Here is a 21,786-nt window from a genome sequence, read left to right as displayed (position 1 = left end):
GGATGGTTACCTACCGCTCAACCAGTATAAAGGATTTTTTTATGCTTGGATTATATTACAGAAAATTCAGTTTAATACGATGCGTTGAATTATTTTAATGCGACGCTAGTGAAAATATTTTTATCATTGATAGATGAACTAAGTTATAAAAGTGTTTATGTACAATGATTATCTATGTCCAAAATTCTTCCTGCTTAGCAATTTTATCCACACGATACATACATTGCAATGTTGAGAGCTTTCAAGGTTGACAAAAATATATTGCATTCTTAAATTCTCCTAAATTGTTAAATACAACACAATCGGCAATGAAACAATGCTAATTGCTGTTGTGACAAGCGTTGTAAACGATACGAGGTCGGGCTCTGTATCGTATTTCAAAGCCAGCATCGTCGTGTTGGCGGCGGCAGGCATGGCTGCTTGGATGATAAATACTGTTTTTGCTAAATCATTTAACGGTAAAAATGATAAAATAAGCGCTGCAATAATAGGTGAGGCAATCATCCGTATAATGCTTGCGCCTACAACAAAGCGATATGTTACCCTTTTACGTGAAATAACGGCGAGCTGCATACCTAGTACAAGCATAATAACAGGAATCGTCGCATTTGCTACAAGGTCAAGTGCGTCCTGAAAAGGAGCGGATAGCTCCAAGCCCAGCCAATGACAAAGCATACCCAAAATTGCAGCATAAAGCACAGGCATTCTCACAACGCTTTGCATAGCCTGCTTATGTCCACTTCCTTCTTGTCCACCGAGTGCCGCAAAGAAAATGCCTAACGTATTCATTAATAAGGAATGTAGCACCATAATAATAACGGCATAATCAAACCCGGCAGACCCAAGGGCAAATAGTACAACAGGGGCTCCGTAGTTGCCGCTATTCATAAAAACACTGCTTAAAACCAGGGCAGAGCTTTCAGATTGGTTCGCTTTTGTTATTTTAGCAACGATATATGTAATGACTAATAATGAAGCGCTCAATAATAGCGCTGCTAGCATCATATATACGTAGTCCAATGTAATAGCATTCGTGAAAAATGTGCGAAAGGCTAAGCATGGTGACAATATGTAAAGGGACATTGCTGAAATGGACTTAATATCAAAGCCAATTAGCTTCTGAGCGATAAAGCCAATTAAAAAAATGACGAGTGCAGGTAAAATGATAAAAAATAAAGTCATTGTGCTTTCTCCTTCGAGTTGCGAAATATTTTATCCTTCATTATTGCATTTTTTCAGAAGAAGTAAAGAAAGAATTTGACAAATATTTTTTTATCTATTATGGTTATACACATAAGTATATAACCATATAAGGTGGTGAAGTTTTTGTGTTCGATAAAGATAAGCCAATTTACCAGCAAATTCGTGAAAAGATAGAGGATCAAATCGTCAATCGGCAGCTATTAGAAGAGGAGCAGGCACCCTCAACTAATCAGCTTGTTAGCTTTTACAAAATTAATCATGCCACGGTGTCCAAAGGAATCAATCAATTAGTAGAGGAAGGCATTCTTTATAAAAAGCGAGGGATCGGTATGTTTGTCGCAGTAGGAGCGAGGGAGAAACTAATGAAAAAAAGAAAAGAATCATTCGTTGACCAATTTATCGTCAGCCTTATTGAAGAGGCAAAAAAATTACAAATAAGTGAGCAGGAAATTATTGAGTACATTAAACAAGTGAAGGAGCGTGAAAGTGAATGACGACGATGGAGGCTAAAAATATTAGCTTGAACTATGGGTACGACGTAGCACTACAAAATATTTCCTTTCAGCTAGAAGGTAATAAAATATATGGTTTATTAGGGAGAAACGGAGCAGGTAAAACATCGCTATTATCCATTATTGCATCATTTCGTCAGCAAACAGCAGGAGCCTTAACGATTTTAGGGCAAGCGCCATTTGAAAATGCAGAAATGATGCAGCAAGTTGTTTTTGCTTACAACAAAAATTACAAAGAAGAATCGGACAAAGTGAAGGATTTACTGCAAGGCATTGCAAAGTATCGCCCAAACTTTAATATGGCTTATGCAGAGCATTTGCTTACACGCTTTCAAATACCACAAAATAAAAAAATGAAGCAATTATCAAAGGGAATGCAGGCAGCTGTTGATGCGACAATTGGTTTAGCAAGCAATGCGCCAATTACAATTTTTGATGAAATTTATGCAGGAATGGATGCCCCAACTAGAACTATTTTTTATGAGGAATTGCTACAATCACAAGAAGAATGCCCAAGAGCAATAATTATGTCTACACACTTAGTATCAGAAATGGAATATTTATTTGATGAGGTGCTGATTTTACACAAAGGGACAATGGTTTTACATGAGACATACGATGAGCTCATTTCAAAAGGTGTAACAGTGACAGGTCGCGCAGAGGATGTAGATATATTTGTTCAAAATATGCGTCAGCTCAACATAAAGCAATTAGGTGGCACAAAGGCAGTGACGGTCTATGGTCATTTATCAGAGCGGCAATATCAGGAGGCAGCGAAGCTAGGACTAGAAATAGGTCCAGTTGCACTGCAGGATTTGTTTATTTATTTAACAGAGGGAGGGCATGAATAATATGCAAAAATCAATCTCCATAAAAGTTGCATTGGATATATTTTTTACACAAATGAGCTGGGCAGTAGGCTATTTATTTGTTTTGCTAATCATCTTTGCTGTAAGAATTATCACAACCTTGATTCCAAGTATCGAGTTCACTATTTTTAAAGGTGGGGCAGAAATAGATAGTTATTCTACAATGATTTTTTATTCATCCAATATTTTTATGTTCGTTATCGGTATTGTAGCAGCCTATGGATTTCTTCAATATTTTGTGAGTAACGGTGTCACACGCAAGCATTATTTTATTGGGGCAACGCTTGGCTCTTTCGGTGTTGCGCTAGCAATGCCAATTATCGCTAAGCTTGCTTTGTTAGTTGAAAAGGTGCTACCACTGGACTTTGCTAATAATACAAAAATAGTAGAGCCTAACGATGAATTGGTAGAGCAAGTGATTCAAAATATTTTATTCTTTCTGCATATTGATTTAGATAATAGCTGGTTACTTGGCATTGTGCTATTTGCGCTTACTATTTTTTGCTATTATGTGGCAGGCTGGTTGATTGGCATTAGCTTTTACCGTTTCGGAGGCATAGTTGGGCTGTTTTCTATCCCATTAGTAGTTATCTTATTATTGTTATATAGTGAAATGATAAGCATCGCATTAGATGCGCCAATACTGGGTCCATTGTCGATTCCCGCAATTCCTGTTCCAGCTGCCTACTTAATAGCTATTGTTGTGATTGCAGTAATGCTTGTATTGATTCGTCAGTTTACTAAAAAAGTAGCTGTTAAACTGTAAGTAGCGTATGAAACTAAACATCGTTTTTTTGTTGATAGCTATTGTATTGTCAATTGTATCAAAAGCTTTACAATTCTTATTTAAAATGAAATTAGGAAATATTGTAGTTATTGTAGCGGCGATATTTTTTATATTGGCTATTCTATTTTCCATGCCAAAATTTAAGCTGTTAAGTAGGATGGATATGGCTGTAATTTCATTGTTATCCTGTGGGATAGTTGTATCTTTTCAAATAATGATGATGCTGTTAGTTGAGGGCAATCAAAAAATAGGTTGGTTGCTGCTTGTGCCTTTGCTCATAAGTGCTCTATTGCTTGTTTATAAATGGTTTCAAGTGAATTAAAAGTAGCCTCTAAACTATAGAAATGTTAGACTATTAAAAAAATAGGAGGTGGCGAAATGTTTAAAAAATTCGCATCGGATGCATTAGGTCTCTCAGATATTGGCGTAGTTGTGCCAAAGGAGGACTTCGATAAAACAGATTCAGACGATTTTATTTTTAACGAAATTGATGAACAAATTTACTTCTTAATTAAAACAAAGGCAGATGAATATTGCTTTACTAATTATGCTTTAATTCACGTGGATGGGGCAAATGCGATTAGCAAAAAACGCCTGCTTCGCCGCTATGATTATGAGCATGCAACAATTGAAAGCGTGCTGCTTGAAACAGCTGGAACAATTGATTTGGATGTGGAAATTAAGTTTACAATTGGCGATATCCCGATGTCGATTGATATTCATAAAAAATTCTTGAATGAGATTAAAGATTTATACAAAGCATTGCATGCCATTTCACTGGAGCAAAAATCGAATACGTACAAATTCGATTCAGCAAAACAGAGCTTGTCGCTTGCAGCTAGCGCATTAGGCCGTGTCGGCAATAATGAGGTAGCACCTGCTAGCTCATTTGAAGATATTACAAAGTTTTCACATGAATGGCTGTTACAGCAAAAGAAACAATATGTAAAAAAAGACTATGGCGACGTATTTGAGCGTTATATTCATAACTAAGTTTGGAGATTATTTTTATGACAAAAACAACATTTGCATTAATTGGTACAGGTATTGTAGGAGAGCGCATTATTAATCAAATTTTAGCGCATCCATATGCCGAGATTGTCGCTATTTTTGATGGCAATCAAACACGCTTACAGGAGATTGCTGATAAATATAACATTCCTGCTGTTGCGACATTGGAAGAATTATTAGCAACGAAACCAGACTGGGTATATATCGGTACACCGCCAGTAAGCCATGCACCGCTTGCGAAGGAAATTGCAGCACATGGCTTACACATTCTTTCTGAAAAGCCATTGGCACATGATGCACAGGATGGTATTGAGATGGTACAGGTGGCTGAAGAGGCAGGCGTCAAAACAGCGATGCATTTCCCATTGATGTATAGCCCTGCAGTACATGAAATGAAGCAACGTTTAGCAAATCAAGAATTGGGAGAAATTGTGCGTATTGAATTGCATACATATTTCCCAGAATGGCCAAGAAAATGGCAGCAAAACCCGTGGATTGCATCGCGTGAACAAGGCGGCTTTATTCGCGAGGTATTCCCACACTACTTACAATTAATGCATCATTTCTTTGGGGATATAACGATTTTATCGCATGAAACAACATATCCAGAGGATGTCACACTATGTGAAACAGGTGTATCCGCATTAGCAAAAACGGAGAATGGTGTGCCTGTTGTATTAAATGGTTTGTCTAGTATCGGGCAAGAGGAGCGCTTGGAATTTAAAGTGTTTGGCACAGAGAAAGTCATGACGCTACGCAACTGGTCAGAACTATGGCTAAGCGCTGCATATGAGGAAGCGCAACATGTCACACCAAGCATCGAGCCTGCATCACTGTTAGACGCATGTCGCGCGCATCTTCAAGATGAAGACGCCCTTATCGTTTCATTTGAAGAAGGCTTAAAAGTGCAAAAATGGATTGATGAGTTGTTGAAATAAAGCAAAAGTAGCTGTCGAAGTTGGCAGCTACTTTTTATATCTGAAATTTAATATTTGGTTAGTTAAGAACTCGTTTAGTAGCAGACTTTTCTTAAAATAAGGGTGTCTGAAATATAAATTTGAATAGCTAGAACATAGTGAAATATGACATTTGGAAGTTTGCTAAAATTTTAGAAAATGCATATGATCCCTTTAAAAGGGGGGAGAATATGATTGTTTTGCAGCGTGAGCAGACTGTTAAAGAACAATTGCTTCAAGCGGCAATTCGGCGAGGATTTCCTGAATACAAGGATGAGCTAATTCGCTTGCAGCAAGGCTTGCTAGGAGAGCGCTATGTTGACCAAAATTGGCAAGACATGCAGCTGGATGAGCCTTATTATTTGCTACATGATTTTCAAACAAATGCACATCAAATAGATACGATTTTTCTTTGTCAAAAGTTTCTACTGATTATAGAAATTAAAAATATCGTTGGTCGTATTGATTTTGATGAGGAACGGCACCAGTTTACAAGAACATTAGAGGATGGCACTATTCAAGGTTTTCGCAATCCACTAGACCAAGTGCGTCGCCATCAAAGAATGTTACGTAGGGTTGTTAGTGATTTGCCAGTGTTATATGCGGTTGTCTTTGCATTACCCAAAACAATTATTGGTCATATCCCACAGGGTGAGCCGGTATTTCATCGCAGTGGACTTGAATTCCATGTTCGAGAACACCTCAAACAGTATGCTACACGGTTATCTTCGCAAGAACTTCATAGTTTAGCTAGGCAATTACTTCAAATGCATACAATTCATAAGCCACAATTAAATATTGATAAAGCTAGAGTTCGCCAAGGGGTGCTCTGTGTGCAGTGCCAAAGCAAAATGCAGTATCACTATGGGCATTTTAAGTGTCTAAAATGCAATTATAAAGACGATGGCACATTATTAAAACAAGCCATGCGGGATTATTGTCTATTAATAGACGAATGGATTACAAATGAAGAGTTTCGGAGATTTGTAGGGATTGAGTCGGGTGATAGTGCGAAGCGCTTATTAAAAAAATTAGGCTTTCCTTATAGTGGGGAGAATAAGGGAAGAAAATATCGTATTTCAATGAAGCGAAATTGAAGGTCGCCGATATAATTCGAATTTCGCTGATATATTCCTGAAAGTCGCTGATATATTTCAAATTTCGCCGATATATCTCTCAAACCCGCTGATATAAGTCCCTCGCACAAATTTATGACAAAACATCTAGTTCCATAGCACATAGTCTCATATATAATGTATACTTAATAATAGTGACTATAATGAGGGGTAACGATTATGCAGAAGCAATCTACTATAAATTTATGGGCACAGGCTGTGAAGACTGGCATCATTAAATCAAATTTGATTCCGATGGTTGCGGGGCTTATGCTTGCGCTTTATACGTATGAACTAAATTTTATTGAAAACATCCCAAATATTATTTTGGCAACAGTAGGCTCAGCCCTTGTGATTGCAGCGGCTGGTATCTTTAATAATTTGTATGATCGCGATATCGATAAGGTGATGCCTCGTACAAAGACACGTCCTACTGTAACTGGGGAACTGAATACACGAACAGTGTTAATAGCTGGGGTTGTCTTCTTAATTCTCGGTTTAATTGCACTGGCATTTACGACACCACTTGCAATGTTTTTAGGCTTTTTAGGTGTATTTTTTTATGTTGTGCCATATACGATGTGGACGAAGCGTCGAACGATTTGGAACACAGAGGTTGGTAGTATTTCTGGAGCAGTGCCTCCATTAATTGGATGGGCAGCAGTTGCACCAAATATTTGGCATCCGGCATGCTGGGCATTGTTTATTATTATGGTGATTTGGCAAATGCCACATTTTTACGCGATTGCTATTCGCAAGCATGATGATTATGCTGCTGCGAATATTCCAATGCTTCCTGTAGCGAAAGGGCAGCGCCGAACATATATTCAAACAAATGTGTATTTAGTGCTGCTAATGCTAACAAGCTTTTTATTTTTACCATTAAGCTTAGGATTAACGCTTGTGTCACTGGTGCTTGGTGGTATTTGGCTATGGTTAAGCTTTGTCGGCTATCATAAAATGGAAGGGAAAACATGGGCGAATAAAATGTTTGCTTTTTCTCTTATTCACATGATGGTCTTGTTTGCAACAGTTATTATTTACGCATCTGTCGGATTAATTATGCAAGCTCTATAAGAAAAGGTCTGCCCATCTGGACAGACCTTTTTTGTTATAGCTTTAACTCTGCAACTTCGTGTAAGTAATCGCCTAATACACGTAAGCCTTGATCAAAGTTTTCTAAATGGAAATGCTCATTTGGTGCATGGAAATTTTCTTCAGATAAGCCGAAGCCCATTAAAACAACAGGTAGGTTTAAAATTTCATCAAATGCTGCTACGATTGGAATCGAGCCACCACCACGTGTGTAAGCAGTTGGCACTTTGTATACTTTTTCATAAGAGCGACCAGCTGCTTGAATTAATGGGTGATCGAATGGTGTTAAGTATGGTTTTCCTTTATCGAATTCAGAAACGATAACTTCCACACCAGCAGGCTTATATTTTTCAATATGTGCCTTTAATAATGCTACAATTTCCTCAGGGTCTTGGTTTGGTACTAAACGGCATGTAATTTTCGCACCAGCCTCAGCAGGTAATACCGTTTTAATGCCTTCACCAGAGAAGCCACCGAAGACGCCATTAATTTCTAATGTCGGGCGTGCCCATGTTTGCTCTAAATAAGAGTAGCCAGCTTCACCGAATAATGCAGGTACTTTTAGCTCGTCCTTCAATGCTTCCTCATCAAAGCCCAAATCACGATATGCTTGGCGCTCTTCATCAGATAATGGCAACACTTTATCGTAGAAGCCATCGACTTGAATTGTCCCGTGCTCATCGCGGAAGGAAGCCAAAATTTCAGTTAATGCGTGAATCGCATTTTGGACACCACCGCCATAAAGACCAGAGTGTAAATCGCCTTTCGCTCCGCGCACATCAATTTGCACGCCAGTTAAGCCACGTAGACCGTAGCATACAGCAGGCTTGCCTTTTGCATAAAGACCTGTATCAGAAATAACAATTAGATCCGCTGCTAATTTTTCTTTATTATCTTCTGTATATTTTGGAAGAGATGGGCTACCAATTTCCTCTTCACCTTCATAAATAAATTTCACGTTTACTGGCAGTGTACCCTCTGTCGCAAACAATGCTTCAATCATTTTTAAGTGCATAAACACTTGTCCTTTATCATCAGAAGAACCACGCGCAAACAATTTATTATCGCGAATCGTTGGTTCAAAAGGTGGTGTTTCCCATAAATTTAGCGGATCTACAGGCTGTACATCATAGTGCCCGTAGAATAAAATCGTTGGCTTGCCTTCAGCATGTAACCATTCTCCATAAACAACAGGATGCCCAGCTGTTTCCTCGACCGCTACATTTTCCATTTTTAAAGATTTTAAATGCTCTGCTAGCCAATTTGCTGCATCACGCATATCTCCTTTATGCTCAGACAATGCTGAAATACTAGGAATGCGCAAAAACTCGTTTAACTCCGACAAATGGCGTGCACGATGCTCTGTAAAATAAGCATCCAATTTTTCTAAATGACTCATAAAAAGAAAGCCTCCTTTTATTTCGAATATGGAAATAGTATAGCATAATGTAGCTGGGGAATCCTGCTATAGCAATAGTTTCTAACATGTTTCCTTCAAAAATAGTTTTGAAATGGTCTTTATAGGTGTAAATGTGTATAATTTGAACTGGTTTGAGAGGTTATATGGAATACTTCTCTATATTTAAGGAGATGTTACGATGAATTCTATTTTAAAAAGAAAATTTCTAACAAGTTTTATTGTTATATTTAATATTGGATTTTTAATAAATGTAATGGATACAAATGTCACACAGGGAACGCATGATAATATACTATTTTCGTTGGTTAGTAGACTCATATTAATTTTAGTGTTTTCTTTAGTATGTGTTGCTCCATTCATAATCGGCATAGGTATTCCTGCATCAATCATCATTGATAGAGCGAGCAAAAATAAAAAGCTGCTATCGCTTATTTTGCATATGGCAACAGGCTGTATCGTAGCCGTTATTATTCTTCAGCTATTGGATGCTGATCTACTAACTTATGAGTATTTAACGAATGAGTTTTATTTCATTAAATTAATATTTATATGCTTATATCCAGGTGTGAGTTTCTGGTTTGTAGACTTAATGATTGCTAGGGTATTATAGAAAGCTCTCTTAACTTTGTAACGAGAGCTTTCTTTTTTTATTAAATCTGCAATTCCCCAATTGCTTTTTTGACAAAAACATCAATTGGGCTGTCTAGTCGGGAGCTAGAATAGATAAATTGAATTTTGCGTGTTAAGGAGCGGTCGGCTAAATCTTTTTTGACTAAGGAGCCAGCGCGTAGTTCCTCCTCAATTAAAGCTGCTGACAGGAAGGCGACAGTTGTGCCGAATGTTAGCATTTTTTTGATGGTGCTGATTGAGTCTAATTCCATTTTGTTCATGGCGGATTGCGAGCCTAGCCATTGCTCAATAAAATAGTTTGTTGAGCTGGAGGAGGTGTGCAGCAAAATTTTATATTGTAAAATATCCGCCTTTGTCATGTTGTGCTTTGAGGCGAGCTCGTGCTTTGGACTGAATGCTAAAACAAAGGTGTCTTCACCGATTGTTTCGTAAACGAGTAATGGATTTTCCTGCTTTGTTTCCATAATAAAGCCGAAATCAAGCTCATGCTGTGCAACGAGTTCTTCAATTTCAGGTGCTGTTTTCACGATAAATGAAATTTGTATAGCTGGGTAGGTTGTTGAAATTTGGTGGATGAGCTCTGGCATAAAAATATGCGCAGGTAAGCCACTCGCACCGAGTCGGATGGAGCCGACATCGCCTGCCAATAAATCCTCGATAAAATTTGTCATCTCTTTATGTAGCTGTACAATTTGCTTTGCGTAATGATAGAGCCCTTCACCAGCAGCGGTTAGGCGATAGCCACCAGCATTTGTCCGAAATAGCTGGATGCCATACTCCTCTTCAATGGAACGGATATGAAAGGAAACAGTTGGCTTTGTAATATTAAGCTGCTGTGCGACAGGAGCAAGCTTTCTGTGCTCCACTAATAAGCAAAATGCCTGCAATTTTATATTATTCATTTTATCCCCCTAAAGTAAATTAGATAAAATCTTACATTTGTTTTATTTTATTAGAATTTTTTTAACGTTTTATTAATAGTACGTTAATATTTTCTAAATATCTGCACCCTATAGTAGTAATAGACAGGGAGGATATAATGAAAATTTCATTAACGAATATTGAAAAGAAGTATGGAGACACACAAGTGTTGTGGCCGATTAATTTAGAGCTAAATAGCAAATTTACGACGATTTTAGGTCAATCGGGCTGTGGCAAAACAACATTGTTGAAAATGTTGGCAGGCTTGGAGCAGCCAACGCAAGGTGAGATTCGCTTTGATGATACAGTGATTTATTCAACGGAGCAAAAAATTAATATACAGCCTAGTAAACGAAATATTGCCATGGTGTTTCAGGATTTTGCCTTATGGCCACATATGACCATCTTTCAAAATATCGCCTTTGGTTTAAAAGGTATTATTGCTAAAGCTGAAATACCGCAGCGTGTGCAGCATGTGATGCAGCTTGTTAGCATGGAAGGCTTTGAGCAAAGAAAGCCTGGAGAATTATCAGGTGGGCAGCAGCAGCGTGTTGCTTTAGCACGAGCGCTTGCGATAAATCCTAAGTTGATTTTATTTGATGAACCTTTGTCGGCACTAGATGCTGTACTACGAGAGAAAATGCAATATGAAATTATGAATATTATTCAAAGCTTTGATTGCCAAGCGATTTTTGTGACACATGACCAAGCAGAGGCGATGACGATGTCTGATCAAATTATTGTGATGGAGGCAGGGCATATTGCACAGGTTGGTACACCACAGGAAATTTATAAAACACCTGCAACGCCTTACGTTGCTGATTTTATTGGTAAAGTCAATTGGCTAAAGCAGGATAGATGTATTGTGCGTCCAGAAGGAATTTCAAGACAACCGCGTGAAGGCACAATTGCTATGCCAGCAAAGGTCATGAAAAGTATTTTTCTTGGAGATCGCTACTTTATACAGGCACAAGTAGGAGAAAGTGAGTGGGGCTTTTATGATACAGAGCCTGTTACACAAGGGCAAACGCTCGACATATTTATCGATCAACAGCAAATTTATCAATTGGAGGAATGAACATGAAAAAGAGCAAAGTTTTAACGACAGCGGCACTTGTATTAACACTAGCATTGGCAGGGTGTAGTAGTAAAGAAAAAGAGGAAAAGTCAGCAGAGGCGGCAGAGCCATCAACAACCGTGACGGTTTATTCAGCGGGTCCAGATGGCTTAGCAGCAAATATTCAAGAAGCATTTGAACAGCAAACAGGTATCAAAGTTGAAATGTTCCAAGGAACAACGGGGAAAATTTTATCGCGCTTAGAAGCAGAGAAAAATAATCCAGTAGCAGATGTCGTTGTATTAGCTTCTGTCGCTTCAATGGATGGCTTAAAAGAAGCTGACCAGCTACAAAGCTATAAGGAAGCGAAAAATGCGGATAAAATCAATGCCGAATGGTCAGATGCAGAGGGCTATTACTATGGCTATAGCGCTTCGGCATTAGGCATCGTTTACAATACGAAAAATGCAGCAGAAGCACCAAAGGAATGGGCGGATTTAGCACAGCCACAATGGCAAAATAAAATCAATATTCCTGACCCAAGCTTATCTGGTTCAGCGGTTGACTTCTTATTCGGTTATACAGAGGCTGATGGGACAGCATGGAATACGATGGAACAATGGAAAAGCAACGGTTTACAAGTGAATGGGGCAAATAAAGAGGCTTTAGATGCTGTTATTACAGGAGAAAAAGATATTACGATTGCAGGCGTTGACTATATGGCATATAAAGCAAAAGCAAGCGGTGAGCCTGTAGATATCATTTATCCAGCAAGTGGAACAGTAGTAAGCCCACGTGCTGTTGCTATTATGAAAGAATCGAAGCATGTGGACGCGGCACAGGCATATGTTGATTTTCTCTTATCTGATGAAGGACAGGCACTTGTAGCAGAAGCCTATTTACTATCAGGCAATGAAGCGATTGCTGTAAAAGATCGTGCGACACTTGATGAGATTCCTCAATTAGAAGTGAAATGGCAAGGGGCAGAGCAAAAGCAAGTAGATGTATTAACGAAGTTTATCGAATTATTCCGTTAAGGCTTCCTCGGCTTATGCCGAGAAGCCCTTTTTAGAAGGGACTGAAATATATGGTGATGGAAAGCAAACGTAGTTTTATTTTATTAATAGCAATCGTTAGCACGTTTGCCATTGCACCAATAATAGCTCTTGTATTTTATACATTCGTGCAAGATGGACAATTGAATATGGAGCAGTTACAGCGATTATTTTCGCAAAATCGCTTATGGCAAACGTTATCGAATTCGTTATTGCTCGGCTTATTTGTCATTATTGGCACAACAATTATTGCTTTTCCGATGGCGCTTATTCGCACGAAACAAGTTTAGCAAAATATAATTGGTTAGATATTGTGCTAACAATTCCTTTTATGACACCACCTTATATAGGCTCAATGGGCTGGATTTTATTTATGCAGCACAACGGATTTTTACAGCAATTACTACCAAGTGCGGCATGGCTTTCTGAGCTGTTTTTCACACTTTTTGGCATGGTATTAATTATGAGTTTGCATTTATTTCCGTTTCTCTATTTAATGCTGAAAAATACGCTGCTTCGAATTAATGGCTCATTTATAGATGCGGCTTTAATTTTTGGCAAGGGGGCTTGGCGCAATTGGTTTAAAATTGTTTTGCCATTAACAGTATCGAGCTATGTGTTAGGGAGCCTGTTGATCTTTATTAAAACATTAGCTGAATTTGGAACACCCGCTACATTTGGTAGTCGAATTGGCTTTCAAGTATTTACAACAGAAATACATTCCTATCTTTCAAGATGGCCTGTTGATATTCGTATGGCGACATCTTTATCATTGTTTTTACTTTCAATTTGCTTAATTATTTGGTATTTCCAAAATTGGATTGGTCACAAATATACATATGGTGTGCTTTCAGGCAAAACACCAGCTCTGCGTGAAATACGAGAGCCTTGGTTTATAAAGCTTGGGGCATGGCTTTTTGTGACGATTATTTTATTATTATCGATAGCTGTGCCTTACTTCTCTATTATCGTTACGTCCTTGCAAAAGGTGCGTGGAGATGGCTTGCAAGCGGGCAATTTTACATTGGCTGCATACGGAGAAATATTTACAGCTGGTAGCGCAGGCTTTACAGCATTTATGAATAGCTTTGTTTTCTCCATTCTAACGGCGATTATTACCGCAGTGCTTGGACTATGTATTGCTTTATATGTGAAAAAGGGGCAAACGAAAAAGCAGCAGCTATTAGATTTCTTTAGCTTAACGCCAAATATTATTCCTGGTATTGTCTTTGTCGTTGGCTTGATTATGTTTTGGAATTCACCGCTATTACCTTTTACAATTTACAATACGAAGGCGATGGTGGTTGTCACATATTGCGTATTATTTTTGCCGTATTCTGTGCAATATACAAAATCTGCATTTACACAATTGGATGCTTCCATTTTTCAATCAGCAGCTATTTTTGGGCGTAATAAATGGGCTATCTATGTGCAAATTATTATTCCGCTCTTGATGCAGGGCATTGTTGCTGGCATGATGATGACCTTTATTATTTCGATGCGTGAGCTCGTAGCAGGTTTGTTAATTTTACCTCCTTCTGTTGAAACAGGGGCTACCTTTATTTATAGCCAGTTTGAGCAAGGTAATGGCAGTGTGGGAATGGCTGTGGCTGTTATGACAGTTATTATTACAGTGCTCTTTATGTTTTTGCTGGAGTGGATGCAAAGGGGAGGGAAGCAAACAAATGCTTAATGTTGAAATTTTAGGTGGCGTGGGCGAGTATGGGCGCAATTGCTTTTACATTGAAGTAGATGGTCAAGCGATTTTATTGGATTGCGGTATTATGAAAAATGCACAAAAAACGCCACCAAGCTTAACAGCAGCGCATATTGAAAAGCTAACAGCGATTTTTATTTCACATTCCCACATTGATCATGTTGGGGCGCTGCCAATTGCTGAGCAGCTAGGCTACACAGGACCGATTGTGATGAGTAAGCTAACACAGCGCCAGCTTAAGCAATGCTATCGCAATACATCTATATTTTCCGATGCATCTTTAGGACAGTGGGTGTCAATTAGCGACCAGTTAGCGTTTAAATGGGGCTATAGCGGGCATGTAATCGGTAGTGTTTGGTATCAAATTCGCTTTAGAAGTAAAATGATTTTTTACTCTGGTGATTATGTTGCAGACACTTATGTATTGCAGACGACGTTGCCACAGGATGATCTGCTATATGATATTGCTTTCATTGACAGTGGGCATGTGGAGAAGCATGTGGATAATCAAGTAGTTTTGCAGCAAATTGCGCAATTTGTACAAGATTATCCACAGCAGTCAATTATTTTCCCTTCCTCTTTTTCTGGGAAAACATTAGATATTGCTACATATCTTTATCAGCATACAGCAAGACCTATATATGTAGAACAATCATTACAAGCTTTGTTTCAGCAATATATAGAGTCTCAAAGTAATATCCAAATTGAAAATGCTGTAAGAGAAGTATTTTGGTCGCCTATGGACAATATAAAGACAGGTCTTTATTTTGTAGCTGAGCAACAGGTGAAGCATTATCCACAGGCGATTGCAATTTATACAGGGTATTTGCATAAAAAAGGTGCGTATCATCATTTCTTCTATAAAACACATCCAGATTATGAGGATATTGTGCAGCTCTCACAGCAAATACGTGCAAAGCAAGTGATTTATTTTCATAGTGCATTTCCAGTGCAGCTAGGGCGTGTCTAAACGGGCAGCCCTTCTTTTAGCTCGCAAAGCTAACCCAATCATTAAATACATTACGGTTGTTACAATTCCTGCTGTTGGTGAAACGAAAAACTCCTTACCTTGCGCAATCTGAATATAACCGTCTAGCATTAACGGGTTAATAAGTGCATCCTCTGTTGCATGCATCAAAACAAGTGGCCAAATGCTTCTTGTCATTAAATAAATTTCTGTATACATAATCGTCCATACAATCATCGTTAAAATACCAATAATCGCAAAGGCTAAACGGTTAACTGGTAGCACGCTAGCAATATCGCTTGCGGGTAAAAATACGAGGAAGTAGGGGAGATGCCATGCACCCCAAACACCTCCGACTGTTAGATAAAGCCAAAAATCATTTGCTTTTAGCTGGAGAAGCTTGCTTGTTAAATAGCCACGCCAAACAGATTCCTCGAAAATGTTTTTGATAAATTGGATGACAAATATGCTAGTAAAAGCAGTGATAACAGCTTGTATATTAAAATTAGAAAAATTAATCCAGCCTGTTACATAACCAAATAGCAGCAAAAGAAATGTTGTAGCAGGATAAATTGCCAATGCTATCAAATACCATTTCACATTACCTTTAAAATTCAATGCAAGCCCCATATCGCGCCAGCCATCTCCTGCAAAAGCGCGTAAAATAATCGTTGCAAGTAGTGGAATAACTAGCCAAAGCCCCATTCCAAGTGTATTACCTTCAGGCTGCTCAGGTATAAAATAATCGACTGCAACACCAAGCCAGCCACATAGCAATGCAACTACAATAAAAATCATAATATTTCTTTTTGTCTTCATTTCTTATTCCCTCCCTATTTTTTTAATATAGCAATAATCCACTCTGCCTCAGGACAAGGTGCATTAGGCTGTAAGGCGATGTGCTGCGCGATGCCTTGCAAGGAATTCCAAAAAGCAATCGCTAGTGCCTGCGGATTTCCTTCTCTTATTTCATTTAAGCGCTGACCTTCTTCAATGAGTGGGATGCTTTTTGCAATAAGTGTATTTGCCTCAGCAAGCATTTCTTTTATATCTGAGGGCAAAGTATCTAAATGCTGTGCATTTTCCATTAAGACGAACATTTTTGCTGCAAATGGGTTGGCATTAATTGTTTGAAAAATGTCCTCAGTCACATATTGAAAAATCATCAATGGCGATGCCTCCGCAAAATTTAGTTCCATCTTTAATTTTTCGCTGCCGATACGAATAAGAGTTTCATATAACTTTTCCTTCGATTCAAAATAATGAAAGAGTAGACCCATACTCATATTGGCTGCTTTGGCAATATCGGCAATTTTCGTTTCCCCATAGCCTTTGCGAATAAATAAATCTAAGGCGGCTTGTAAAATAAGCTGTCGTCTTTGCTCTTTTTGCTGTTGTCTACTGTTCATATAAATACCCTCTTTATTGAATTTATTTTCATTGAAATTATATTCAACAAAATAAACGTAAATTCCTTCTTTAAGAGTGTAAAAATTTTTCAAAAGGGGTATAAGGGTTTTGAAAAAGAGGTATAACTTGGCGAAGAGGGCATACATAATTTGTAGATGACATCGAAGCTTACACAATTGTAAGGAAATTGAAAGTAAATGCGATAGAGCGTAAGGAAGGAATTTGCGAAAATGAGGTTAATGAAGCAGACCGAACGGAGGCAGTAACAATGAATGAAATGTTAACGAAAGTTTATGATGAATATAATCGCTACATATACCACCTTTGCTTAAAGCTTACACGCAACACGCTAGAGGCGGAAGACTTAATGCAAGAGGTATGGGTAAAAGTTGTACGCTATGAAGCAACGATTGAACAAGTTGACCATGTAAAAGCTTGGCTAACAACAATTACAATGAACACATTCCGCGACCGCTATCGCAAAAATGTAAGACGTAGTAAGTACATGATGAACCAACCTGAACAATTAGACGTTCCGATTTTAGATTTGGTTCCCAATAATGATGTTTCAACAGAGGAACAAGTAGAGAAAGTAGAAATTACGAAAATTGTGCAAGAAAAAATGCATGAGCTTGATGCTATTTACCAAAAAACATTATGGTATTTCTATGTCGATCAATACTCATTAGCTGAAATTTCAACGTTAATGAAAGTATCGATTGGTACTGTGAAATCGCGTTTATTCCGTGCTAAAGCACGCTTAAAAGAAATGCTATTAGCTGATCATAAACTAGCAGATGTCGTCCTACCAGCATAAGAGGTAGGGCGATTTTTTCGAATGTAGAATAAACTTTGAAAAACGTAGAATAAATCCTTGAAAACGTAGAATAAGCTTCAAAAAACGTAGAATAAAATGTATCACTGATCAAAAAACGCATGAAATCACAGATTTCATGCGTACACTTCTATTTAAAGTTTGCACATTTGATAAAAATTTGGCGTAGGCTTTCGATTTCTTCCTCTGTAAGCATGCCAAAAAGCTGATGAATCAATGTGTTCACTTGCTCGCGCGATTCGTTTAAAATAGCTCTACCCGACTCAGTAATCGTAATTTGTGAGGCGCGGCGGTCATTTTCGTTTTGTGCTTTTTCGATAAAGCCCGATTTTAAAAGCTTTGTTGTTAATACGGTTACGCCACCTGTTGTCACTTTTAAATACTCCGCAATGGCAGAGGGGCGCTTTGGACCTTCATTTGCTAGAAAGTCTAAAATTAAAATATGTGATTTCGAGAAGCCAAGCTCATTTAAGCTATTCCATTCATTGGCAATTCTACGCTCTAAGGCAGCTACTGCTTCGAAAAGTGGTGTTAAATGCTCATGTTTATAATCACCCATGTTTGTCATCTCCAAACTTTCTTTCATGCAAAAAAGGCGACTTATTCAACCGCCAATTTTTGCAAAGCATTCAGCTCAAACGCACGTACTTTACGTGGAATGAAGCGACGAATGTCCATTTCATTATAACCGACTTGGATGCGTTTTTCATCGAGTAAAATAGGACTACGCAACATGCGTGGGTATTTTTGAATTAATGCATATAACTCTTGGATTGAAAGCTGTTCGATATCGACATCAAGATTTTTAAAGTCGTTTGAATTTGTTGCAATAATTTCATCTGTTCCATCTTCTGTCATGCTTAAAATATTTTTAAACTCAGCTAATGTTAGCGGCTGAGATGTAATACGTTTCTCATTGTATGAAATGTTATTTTCGTTTAACCATTTTAATGCTTTTCGTGATGAGGAACAGCTTGATTGTGTATAAATTGTTACTGACATAATAAATTCCTCTCTTCCTTTACATTAGTAACTTACTTGTAAGGTAATTACTTATATTTATATCTTACAACTAAGTTAATTGTAATGCAATTGTTTTTTAAAATTTTTTTATTGTTAAAGCAGTAATTAATACCCTAATTAATATATACCCGCTTTCTTAATAATATATACGCAAAAAATAGAAAAAAGTTTCATAGAAAATGAAAAAAATAAAAGATTGCAATAGAAAAAACTGTAGTAATTTACTACAGTTTTTTCTACTATTGTTCTTCTAATTCAATTGTGCGACCTGTTGTAAACCAATCTTGTACGTTCCAAGTTTTTGTCACAAGTCCTTCATAAAAGTCAGGCTCATGTGATACGAGAACGATTGTGCCCTTGAATTCTTTCATTGCACGTTTCAATTCTTCTTTTGCATCAACATCTAAATGGTTTGTCGGTTCATCAAAGATGAGCCAGTTTGCCTCATTCATCATTAGTTTACATAGGCGAACCTTTGCCTGCTCGCCCCCTGACAATGAGCTTAATGGGCGTGTAATATGCTCTGTTTTTAAGCCTGCACGAGCAAGTGCTGCACGTACTTGTGCCTGCTCCATTGATGGGAAGGCATTCCATACATCATCAATTGGCGTAATTTTTTCTGCCTTTACTTCTTGTTCGAAGTAAGAAGGATATAAATAATCACCACGAATGACTTTGCCACCTAATGGATTAATTTTGCCTAGCATTGTTTTTAATAAAGTAGACTTCCCGACACCATTCATACCAACAAGTGCGATTTTTTCGCCGCGCTCAATTTGGAATGTTAACGGTGGTAGCAATGGGTTGTCGTATCCGATAAGTAAATTCTCTGCCTCTACGACATAGCGGCTAGAGGAGCGTGCCTCCTTAAAGCCAAACTCAGGCTTCATCGCTGTTTCAGGGCGATCGATACGTTCAAGACGGTCAAGCTGCTTGGCACGTGATTTAGCGCGACCAGTTGTTGAATAACGCGCTTTATTTTTGGCGATAAAGTCCTCTTGCTTTTTAATGAATTCCTGTTGTTTTTCATATGCCTCAATATGCTGACGCTTATTAATTTCAGCTAGCTCTAAAAACTTCTCATATGTAGCTGTGTAACGGTTCATTTTTGAAAATTCTAAATGGAAAATAACATCAACTACATCATTCATAAATTCCGTATCGTGTGAAATAAGCAGGAAGGCATGCGGATAGCCTTTTAAATAGTTTTTCAACCAAGTGACATGCTCTTCATCTAAATAGTTTGTTGGCTCATCGAGTAATAATACTTTTGGCTTTTCTAAAAGAAGCTTTGCTAATAAAACTTTTGTACGCTGACCACCAGAAAGTGCTGCAACATCACGCTCTAATCCGATTGCATCTAAGCCAAGACCACGTGCAACCTCCTCGATTTTCATATCTAATGTGTAAAAATCGCCAGCATCAAGCGCATCCTGCACTTCTGCCATATCCTCAAGTAATTTTTCAAGCTCTTCTGGCGTTGCCTCCGCCATTTTACCCGCGATTTCGTTTAGCTCTTCCTCTTTTTTATAAAGTGGTAAAAAGGCATCGCGCAATACATCACGCATTGTGCGACCTGCTGTTAATACAGCGTGCTGGTCTAAATAGCCGTAATGTGTGTTAGGCAGCCATTCAACTTTCCCAGCATCATGGATTTGCTGGCCTGTAATAATGCCCATCAGCGTTGATTTCCCAACACCATTTGCACCGACAAGACCGATGTGATCGCCTTCTACAATGCGGAAAGATACATCTTTAAAAAGCGTGCGGTCACCAAATGAATGACCTAAATTTTCAACTGTTAATATTGCCATATCGATTCCTCCGATAATTAGTATACAAAGAAAAAACTCGCGGGCTTACAACGCCGCGAGCTGTTTATTCAGTTCTGCAAGTCGTGCTTCCATATTTTCAAGGCGTGTCAATGCTTGCTTCACAGAGTCTGCATGACCTAATGATTCAAGCTTTTCCATATCACCTTGTAAATTAACATAATCCATTTTCAGTTCGGCAATTTCTTGCTGTAATTGAGACTTTGTTAGCATGAACAACGACCTCTTTTCCTATTTTCTGCTGTAAATTATAGCATATGCAATGCCGTATACTCAAATATGGATTATTTCATGACGAGCATAAGCTAAATCAAGTAAAAGCTGCTGTAAAGCTTCGTTGCTTGTACGTAAATCGAGTGCACGCTGCTTATAAATAGCACGTTCACGTCTTGCTTCATGCAATACAAACTCCATGACCGCGTTTTGAATGGTCGATTGCTTCATTTTGCGACCTAAGCCTAGATGCACAAAGCCATTATGCTCACGATTTAAATTATTTGTCAGCTCGCGCTCATTTTGTGCTGCTGTGATGCACGGAATGCCAACCGTGGCGATTTTGTAAGGTGTGTAATTGGCGTTACAAACGACGATATCGGCATTAGGGAGTAATGATAAAAGTGCATTTGGTTGCTGGTGAATGGATGTATGGCGACGGCTTAATACCATCATTTGTAGATCCTCTACGGAATGACGATAGTTTTCATCAATCGCAACAGAAATTTTTAGTGGGATATGGAGCTGTGTCAAATGGCGCAAAGTACGATACGTTAAATTATTTTCATCACCATCCTCAAAGGCGATAACGATATGAGGTAGGTCATTTTCCAGCTTGTCCTCAAAGGCGATTTGCAGCAGCTCATTTGGCGTAGCGAAGCCAAAATTACCAATCAGCATATTAGGGGGAATCATTTCCTGCGATTCCTCTCGCAATGCAACGATATGGCCATCAGCAAAAGTAGCTCCTTCGCCACGATCATCAAAATGTACAAGTGTATCGCAATGTGCTTTCAATAATTGAGCCTGCTCCGCAGTAGAGTCATTGCCATCATAAATCATTAAATCAAAATGCTGCTCTTTCAGTATGTTAGGTAGCTCGCTGTAGCTTTTAAAAATGACAGGTGAGCCATTTAGCTGCTCCAAAATTTGTGTATCATTTCCTTTTAAAAAAATCGAAATATGCTCTGTTGCTAATAATTCCTGCATAATTGCTGCACGCTCAAATGGATAATAGCCTTTCCATTCACTATATTCTAAAATGAAGGCAATGTTTTTTGCCATAGCTTATCCCATCCTTTCTCGTTTCTACATAAAATATGGTGAAATTTCCTGAAGTATGTGTGAAAATTAAAAGAATAGGAGAAAAAGAGGAGG

23 protein-coding genes and 1 pseudogene are annotated in these 21,786 nt (G+C 38.2%); 14 read left to right on the top strand and 10 right to left on the bottom strand.

Annotation, left to right across the window (positions count from 1 at the left end):
* Window positions 1-279: 279 nt before the first annotated feature.
* Window positions 280-1,182 (bottom strand): AEC family transporter, encoded by a 903-nt coding sequence (locus M3Z76_RS11310; protein ID WP_293926573.1) that lies wholly within the window; start codon window positions 1,180-1,182, stop codon window positions 280-282.
* 146 nt (window positions 1,183-1,328) lie between these two features.
* Between M3Z76_RS11310 and M3Z76_RS11305 the strand changes: the two genes are divergently transcribed.
* From M3Z76_RS11305 to cyoE, 8 genes are all read left to right on the top strand, one after another.
* Window positions 1,329-1,697: a GntR family transcriptional regulator gene (locus M3Z76_RS11305; protein ID WP_293926575.1), complete on the top strand. Its 369-nt coding sequence runs from the start codon at window positions 1,329-1,331 to the stop codon at window positions 1,695-1,697.
* Entirely contained in the window at window positions 1,694-2,566 is an 873-nt protein-coding gene (locus M3Z76_RS11300) for an ATP-binding cassette domain-containing protein (protein WP_293926578.1), read from the top strand. The genes M3Z76_RS11305 and M3Z76_RS11300 overlap by 4 nt, the downstream gene beginning before the upstream one ends.
* 1 nt (window position 2,567) lies before the next feature.
* A complete protein-coding gene (locus tag M3Z76_RS11295) occupies window positions 2,568-3,350 on the top strand; it encodes a hypothetical protein (RefSeq protein ID WP_293926579.1) in 783 nt (260 codons plus the stop codon).
* 184 nt (window positions 3,351-3,534) lie between these two features.
* Complete coding sequence (locus M3Z76_RS11290) at window positions 3,535-3,693, top strand: hypothetical protein (protein WP_293926581.1); 159 nt, start codon at window positions 3,535-3,537, stop codon at window positions 3,691-3,693.
* A 56-nt stretch (window positions 3,694-3,749) separates the two neighbouring features.
* Entirely contained in the window at window positions 3,750-4,364 is a 615-nt protein-coding gene (locus M3Z76_RS11285; RefSeq protein ID WP_293926583.1) for a PH domain-containing protein, read from the top strand.
* A 17-nt stretch (window positions 4,365-4,381) separates the two neighbouring features.
* Entirely contained in the window at window positions 4,382-5,320 is a 939-nt protein-coding gene (locus M3Z76_RS11280) for a Gfo/Idh/MocA family protein (protein WP_293926585.1), read from the top strand.
* A 209-nt stretch (window positions 5,321-5,529) separates the two neighbouring features.
* Entirely contained in the window at window positions 5,530-6,435 is a 906-nt protein-coding gene (locus tag M3Z76_RS11275) for a nuclease-related domain-containing protein (protein ID WP_293926589.1), read from the top strand.
* A 198-nt stretch (window positions 6,436-6,633) separates the two neighbouring features.
* Window positions 6,634-7,530 carry a heme o synthase gene (gene cyoE, locus M3Z76_RS11270; RefSeq protein ID WP_293926591.1) on the top strand — a complete coding sequence of 299 codons (897 nt, stop codon included), beginning with the start codon at window positions 6,634-6,636 and terminating at the stop codon, window positions 7,528-7,530.
* 34 nt (window positions 7,531-7,564) lie between these two features.
* Here the strand turns inward: cyoE and M3Z76_RS11265 are convergent, their stop codons facing one another.
* Complete coding sequence (locus M3Z76_RS11265) at window positions 7,565-8,947, bottom strand: dipeptidase (protein WP_293926593.1); 1,383 nt, start codon at window positions 8,945-8,947, stop codon at window positions 7,565-7,567.
* 199 nt (window positions 8,948-9,146) lie between these two features.
* Between M3Z76_RS11265 and M3Z76_RS11260 the strand changes: the two genes are divergently transcribed.
* Complete coding sequence (locus M3Z76_RS11260) at window positions 9,147-9,578, top strand: hypothetical protein (protein ID WP_293926595.1); 432 nt, start codon at window positions 9,147-9,149, stop codon at window positions 9,576-9,578.
* 40 nt (window positions 9,579-9,618) lie between these two features.
* Here the strand turns inward: M3Z76_RS11260 and M3Z76_RS11255 are convergent, their stop codons facing one another.
* Window positions 9,619-10,500 carry a LysR family transcriptional regulator gene (locus M3Z76_RS11255; RefSeq protein WP_293926598.1) on the bottom strand — a complete coding sequence of 294 codons (882 nt, stop codon included), beginning with the start codon at window positions 10,498-10,500 and terminating at the stop codon, window positions 9,619-9,621.
* A 137-nt stretch (window positions 10,501-10,637) separates the two neighbouring features.
* Between M3Z76_RS11255 and M3Z76_RS11250 the strand changes: the two genes are divergently transcribed.
* From M3Z76_RS11250 to M3Z76_RS11230, 4 genes and pseudogenes are all read left to right on the top strand, one after another.
* Window positions 10,638-11,597 carry an ABC transporter ATP-binding protein gene (locus M3Z76_RS11250; protein ID WP_293926601.1) on the top strand — a complete coding sequence of 320 codons (960 nt, stop codon included), beginning with the start codon at window positions 10,638-10,640 and terminating at the stop codon, window positions 11,595-11,597.
* Window positions 11,598-11,599: 2 nt separating this feature from the next.
* Entirely contained in the window at window positions 11,600-12,613 is a 1,014-nt protein-coding gene (locus M3Z76_RS11245) for an ABC transporter substrate-binding protein (protein WP_483310163.1), read from the top strand.
* Between the two features lie 50 nt (window positions 12,614-12,663).
* Window positions 12,664-14,324, top strand: a pseudogene (locus tag M3Z76_RS11235) (ABC transporter permease).
* Window positions 14,317-15,318, top strand: a complete 1,002-nt coding sequence (locus tag M3Z76_RS11230) for an MBL fold metallo-hydrolase (RefSeq protein ID WP_293926610.1) — start codon at window positions 14,317-14,319, stop codon at window positions 15,316-15,318. The pseudogene M3Z76_RS11235 and the gene M3Z76_RS11230 overlap by 8 nt, the downstream one beginning before the upstream one ends.
* Here M3Z76_RS11230 and M3Z76_RS11225 read toward each other — a convergent pair.
* Both M3Z76_RS11225 and M3Z76_RS11220 read right to left on the bottom strand, forming a co-directional pair.
* Window positions 15,304-16,134, bottom strand: a complete 831-nt coding sequence (locus M3Z76_RS11225) for a CPBP family intramembrane glutamic endopeptidase (RefSeq protein ID WP_293926613.1) — start codon at window positions 16,132-16,134, stop codon at window positions 15,304-15,306. The genes M3Z76_RS11230 and M3Z76_RS11225 overlap by 15 nt on opposite strands.
* 14 nt (window positions 16,135-16,148) lie before the next feature.
* Window positions 16,149-16,724 (bottom strand): TetR/AcrR family transcriptional regulator, encoded by a 576-nt coding sequence (locus M3Z76_RS11220; RefSeq protein ID WP_293926616.1) that lies wholly within the window; start codon window positions 16,722-16,724, stop codon window positions 16,149-16,151.
* A gap of 269 nt (window positions 16,725-16,993) precedes the next feature.
* On the opposite strand from M3Z76_RS11220, the gene M3Z76_RS11215 reads away from it, so the two are divergent.
* Window positions 16,994-17,542: an RNA polymerase sigma factor gene (locus M3Z76_RS11215; RefSeq protein ID WP_293926619.1), complete on the top strand. Its 549-nt coding sequence runs from the start codon at window positions 16,994-16,996 to the stop codon at window positions 17,540-17,542.
* Between the two features lie 148 nt (window positions 17,543-17,690).
* Here M3Z76_RS11215 and M3Z76_RS11210 read toward each other — a convergent pair whose 3' ends face one another.
* The 5 genes from M3Z76_RS11210 to M3Z76_RS11190 form a co-directional block, all read right to left on the bottom strand.
* Window positions 17,691-18,119, bottom strand: a complete 429-nt coding sequence (locus M3Z76_RS11210; RefSeq protein ID WP_293926621.1) for a MarR family winged helix-turn-helix transcriptional regulator — start codon at window positions 18,117-18,119, stop codon at window positions 17,691-17,693.
* Window positions 18,120-18,160: 41 nt separating this feature from the next.
* The gene (gene spx, locus M3Z76_RS11205; protein WP_293926624.1) at window positions 18,161-18,562 is read right to left on the bottom strand and encodes a transcriptional regulator Spx; all 402 of its coding nucleotides are present in this window, start codon (window positions 18,560-18,562) and stop codon (window positions 18,161-18,163) included.
* A gap of 260 nt (window positions 18,563-18,822) precedes the next feature.
* Window positions 18,823-20,397 (bottom strand): ABC-F family ATP-binding cassette domain-containing protein, encoded by a 1,575-nt coding sequence (locus M3Z76_RS11200; RefSeq protein WP_293926627.1) that lies wholly within the window; start codon window positions 20,395-20,397, stop codon window positions 18,823-18,825.
* Between the two features lie 45 nt (window positions 20,398-20,442).
* Complete coding sequence (locus tag M3Z76_RS11195; RefSeq protein WP_293926630.1) at window positions 20,443-20,628, bottom strand: SE1832 family protein; 186 nt, start codon at window positions 20,626-20,628, stop codon at window positions 20,443-20,445.
* A 60-nt stretch (window positions 20,629-20,688) separates the two neighbouring features.
* Window positions 20,689-21,693 carry a CMP-N-acetylneuraminic acid synthetase gene (locus tag M3Z76_RS11190; protein WP_293926633.1) on the bottom strand — a complete coding sequence of 335 codons (1,005 nt, stop codon included), beginning with the start codon at window positions 21,691-21,693 and terminating at the stop codon, window positions 20,689-20,691.
* Window positions 21,694-21,786 lie beyond the last annotated feature (93 nt).

The sequence above is a fragment of the Metasolibacillus sp. genome (assembly GCF_025291715.1).
Lineage (GTDB): Bacteria > Bacillota > Bacilli > Bacillales_A > Planococcaceae > Metasolibacillus > Metasolibacillus louembei.
This window is presented reverse-complemented; position numbering and strand designations above follow the sequence as displayed.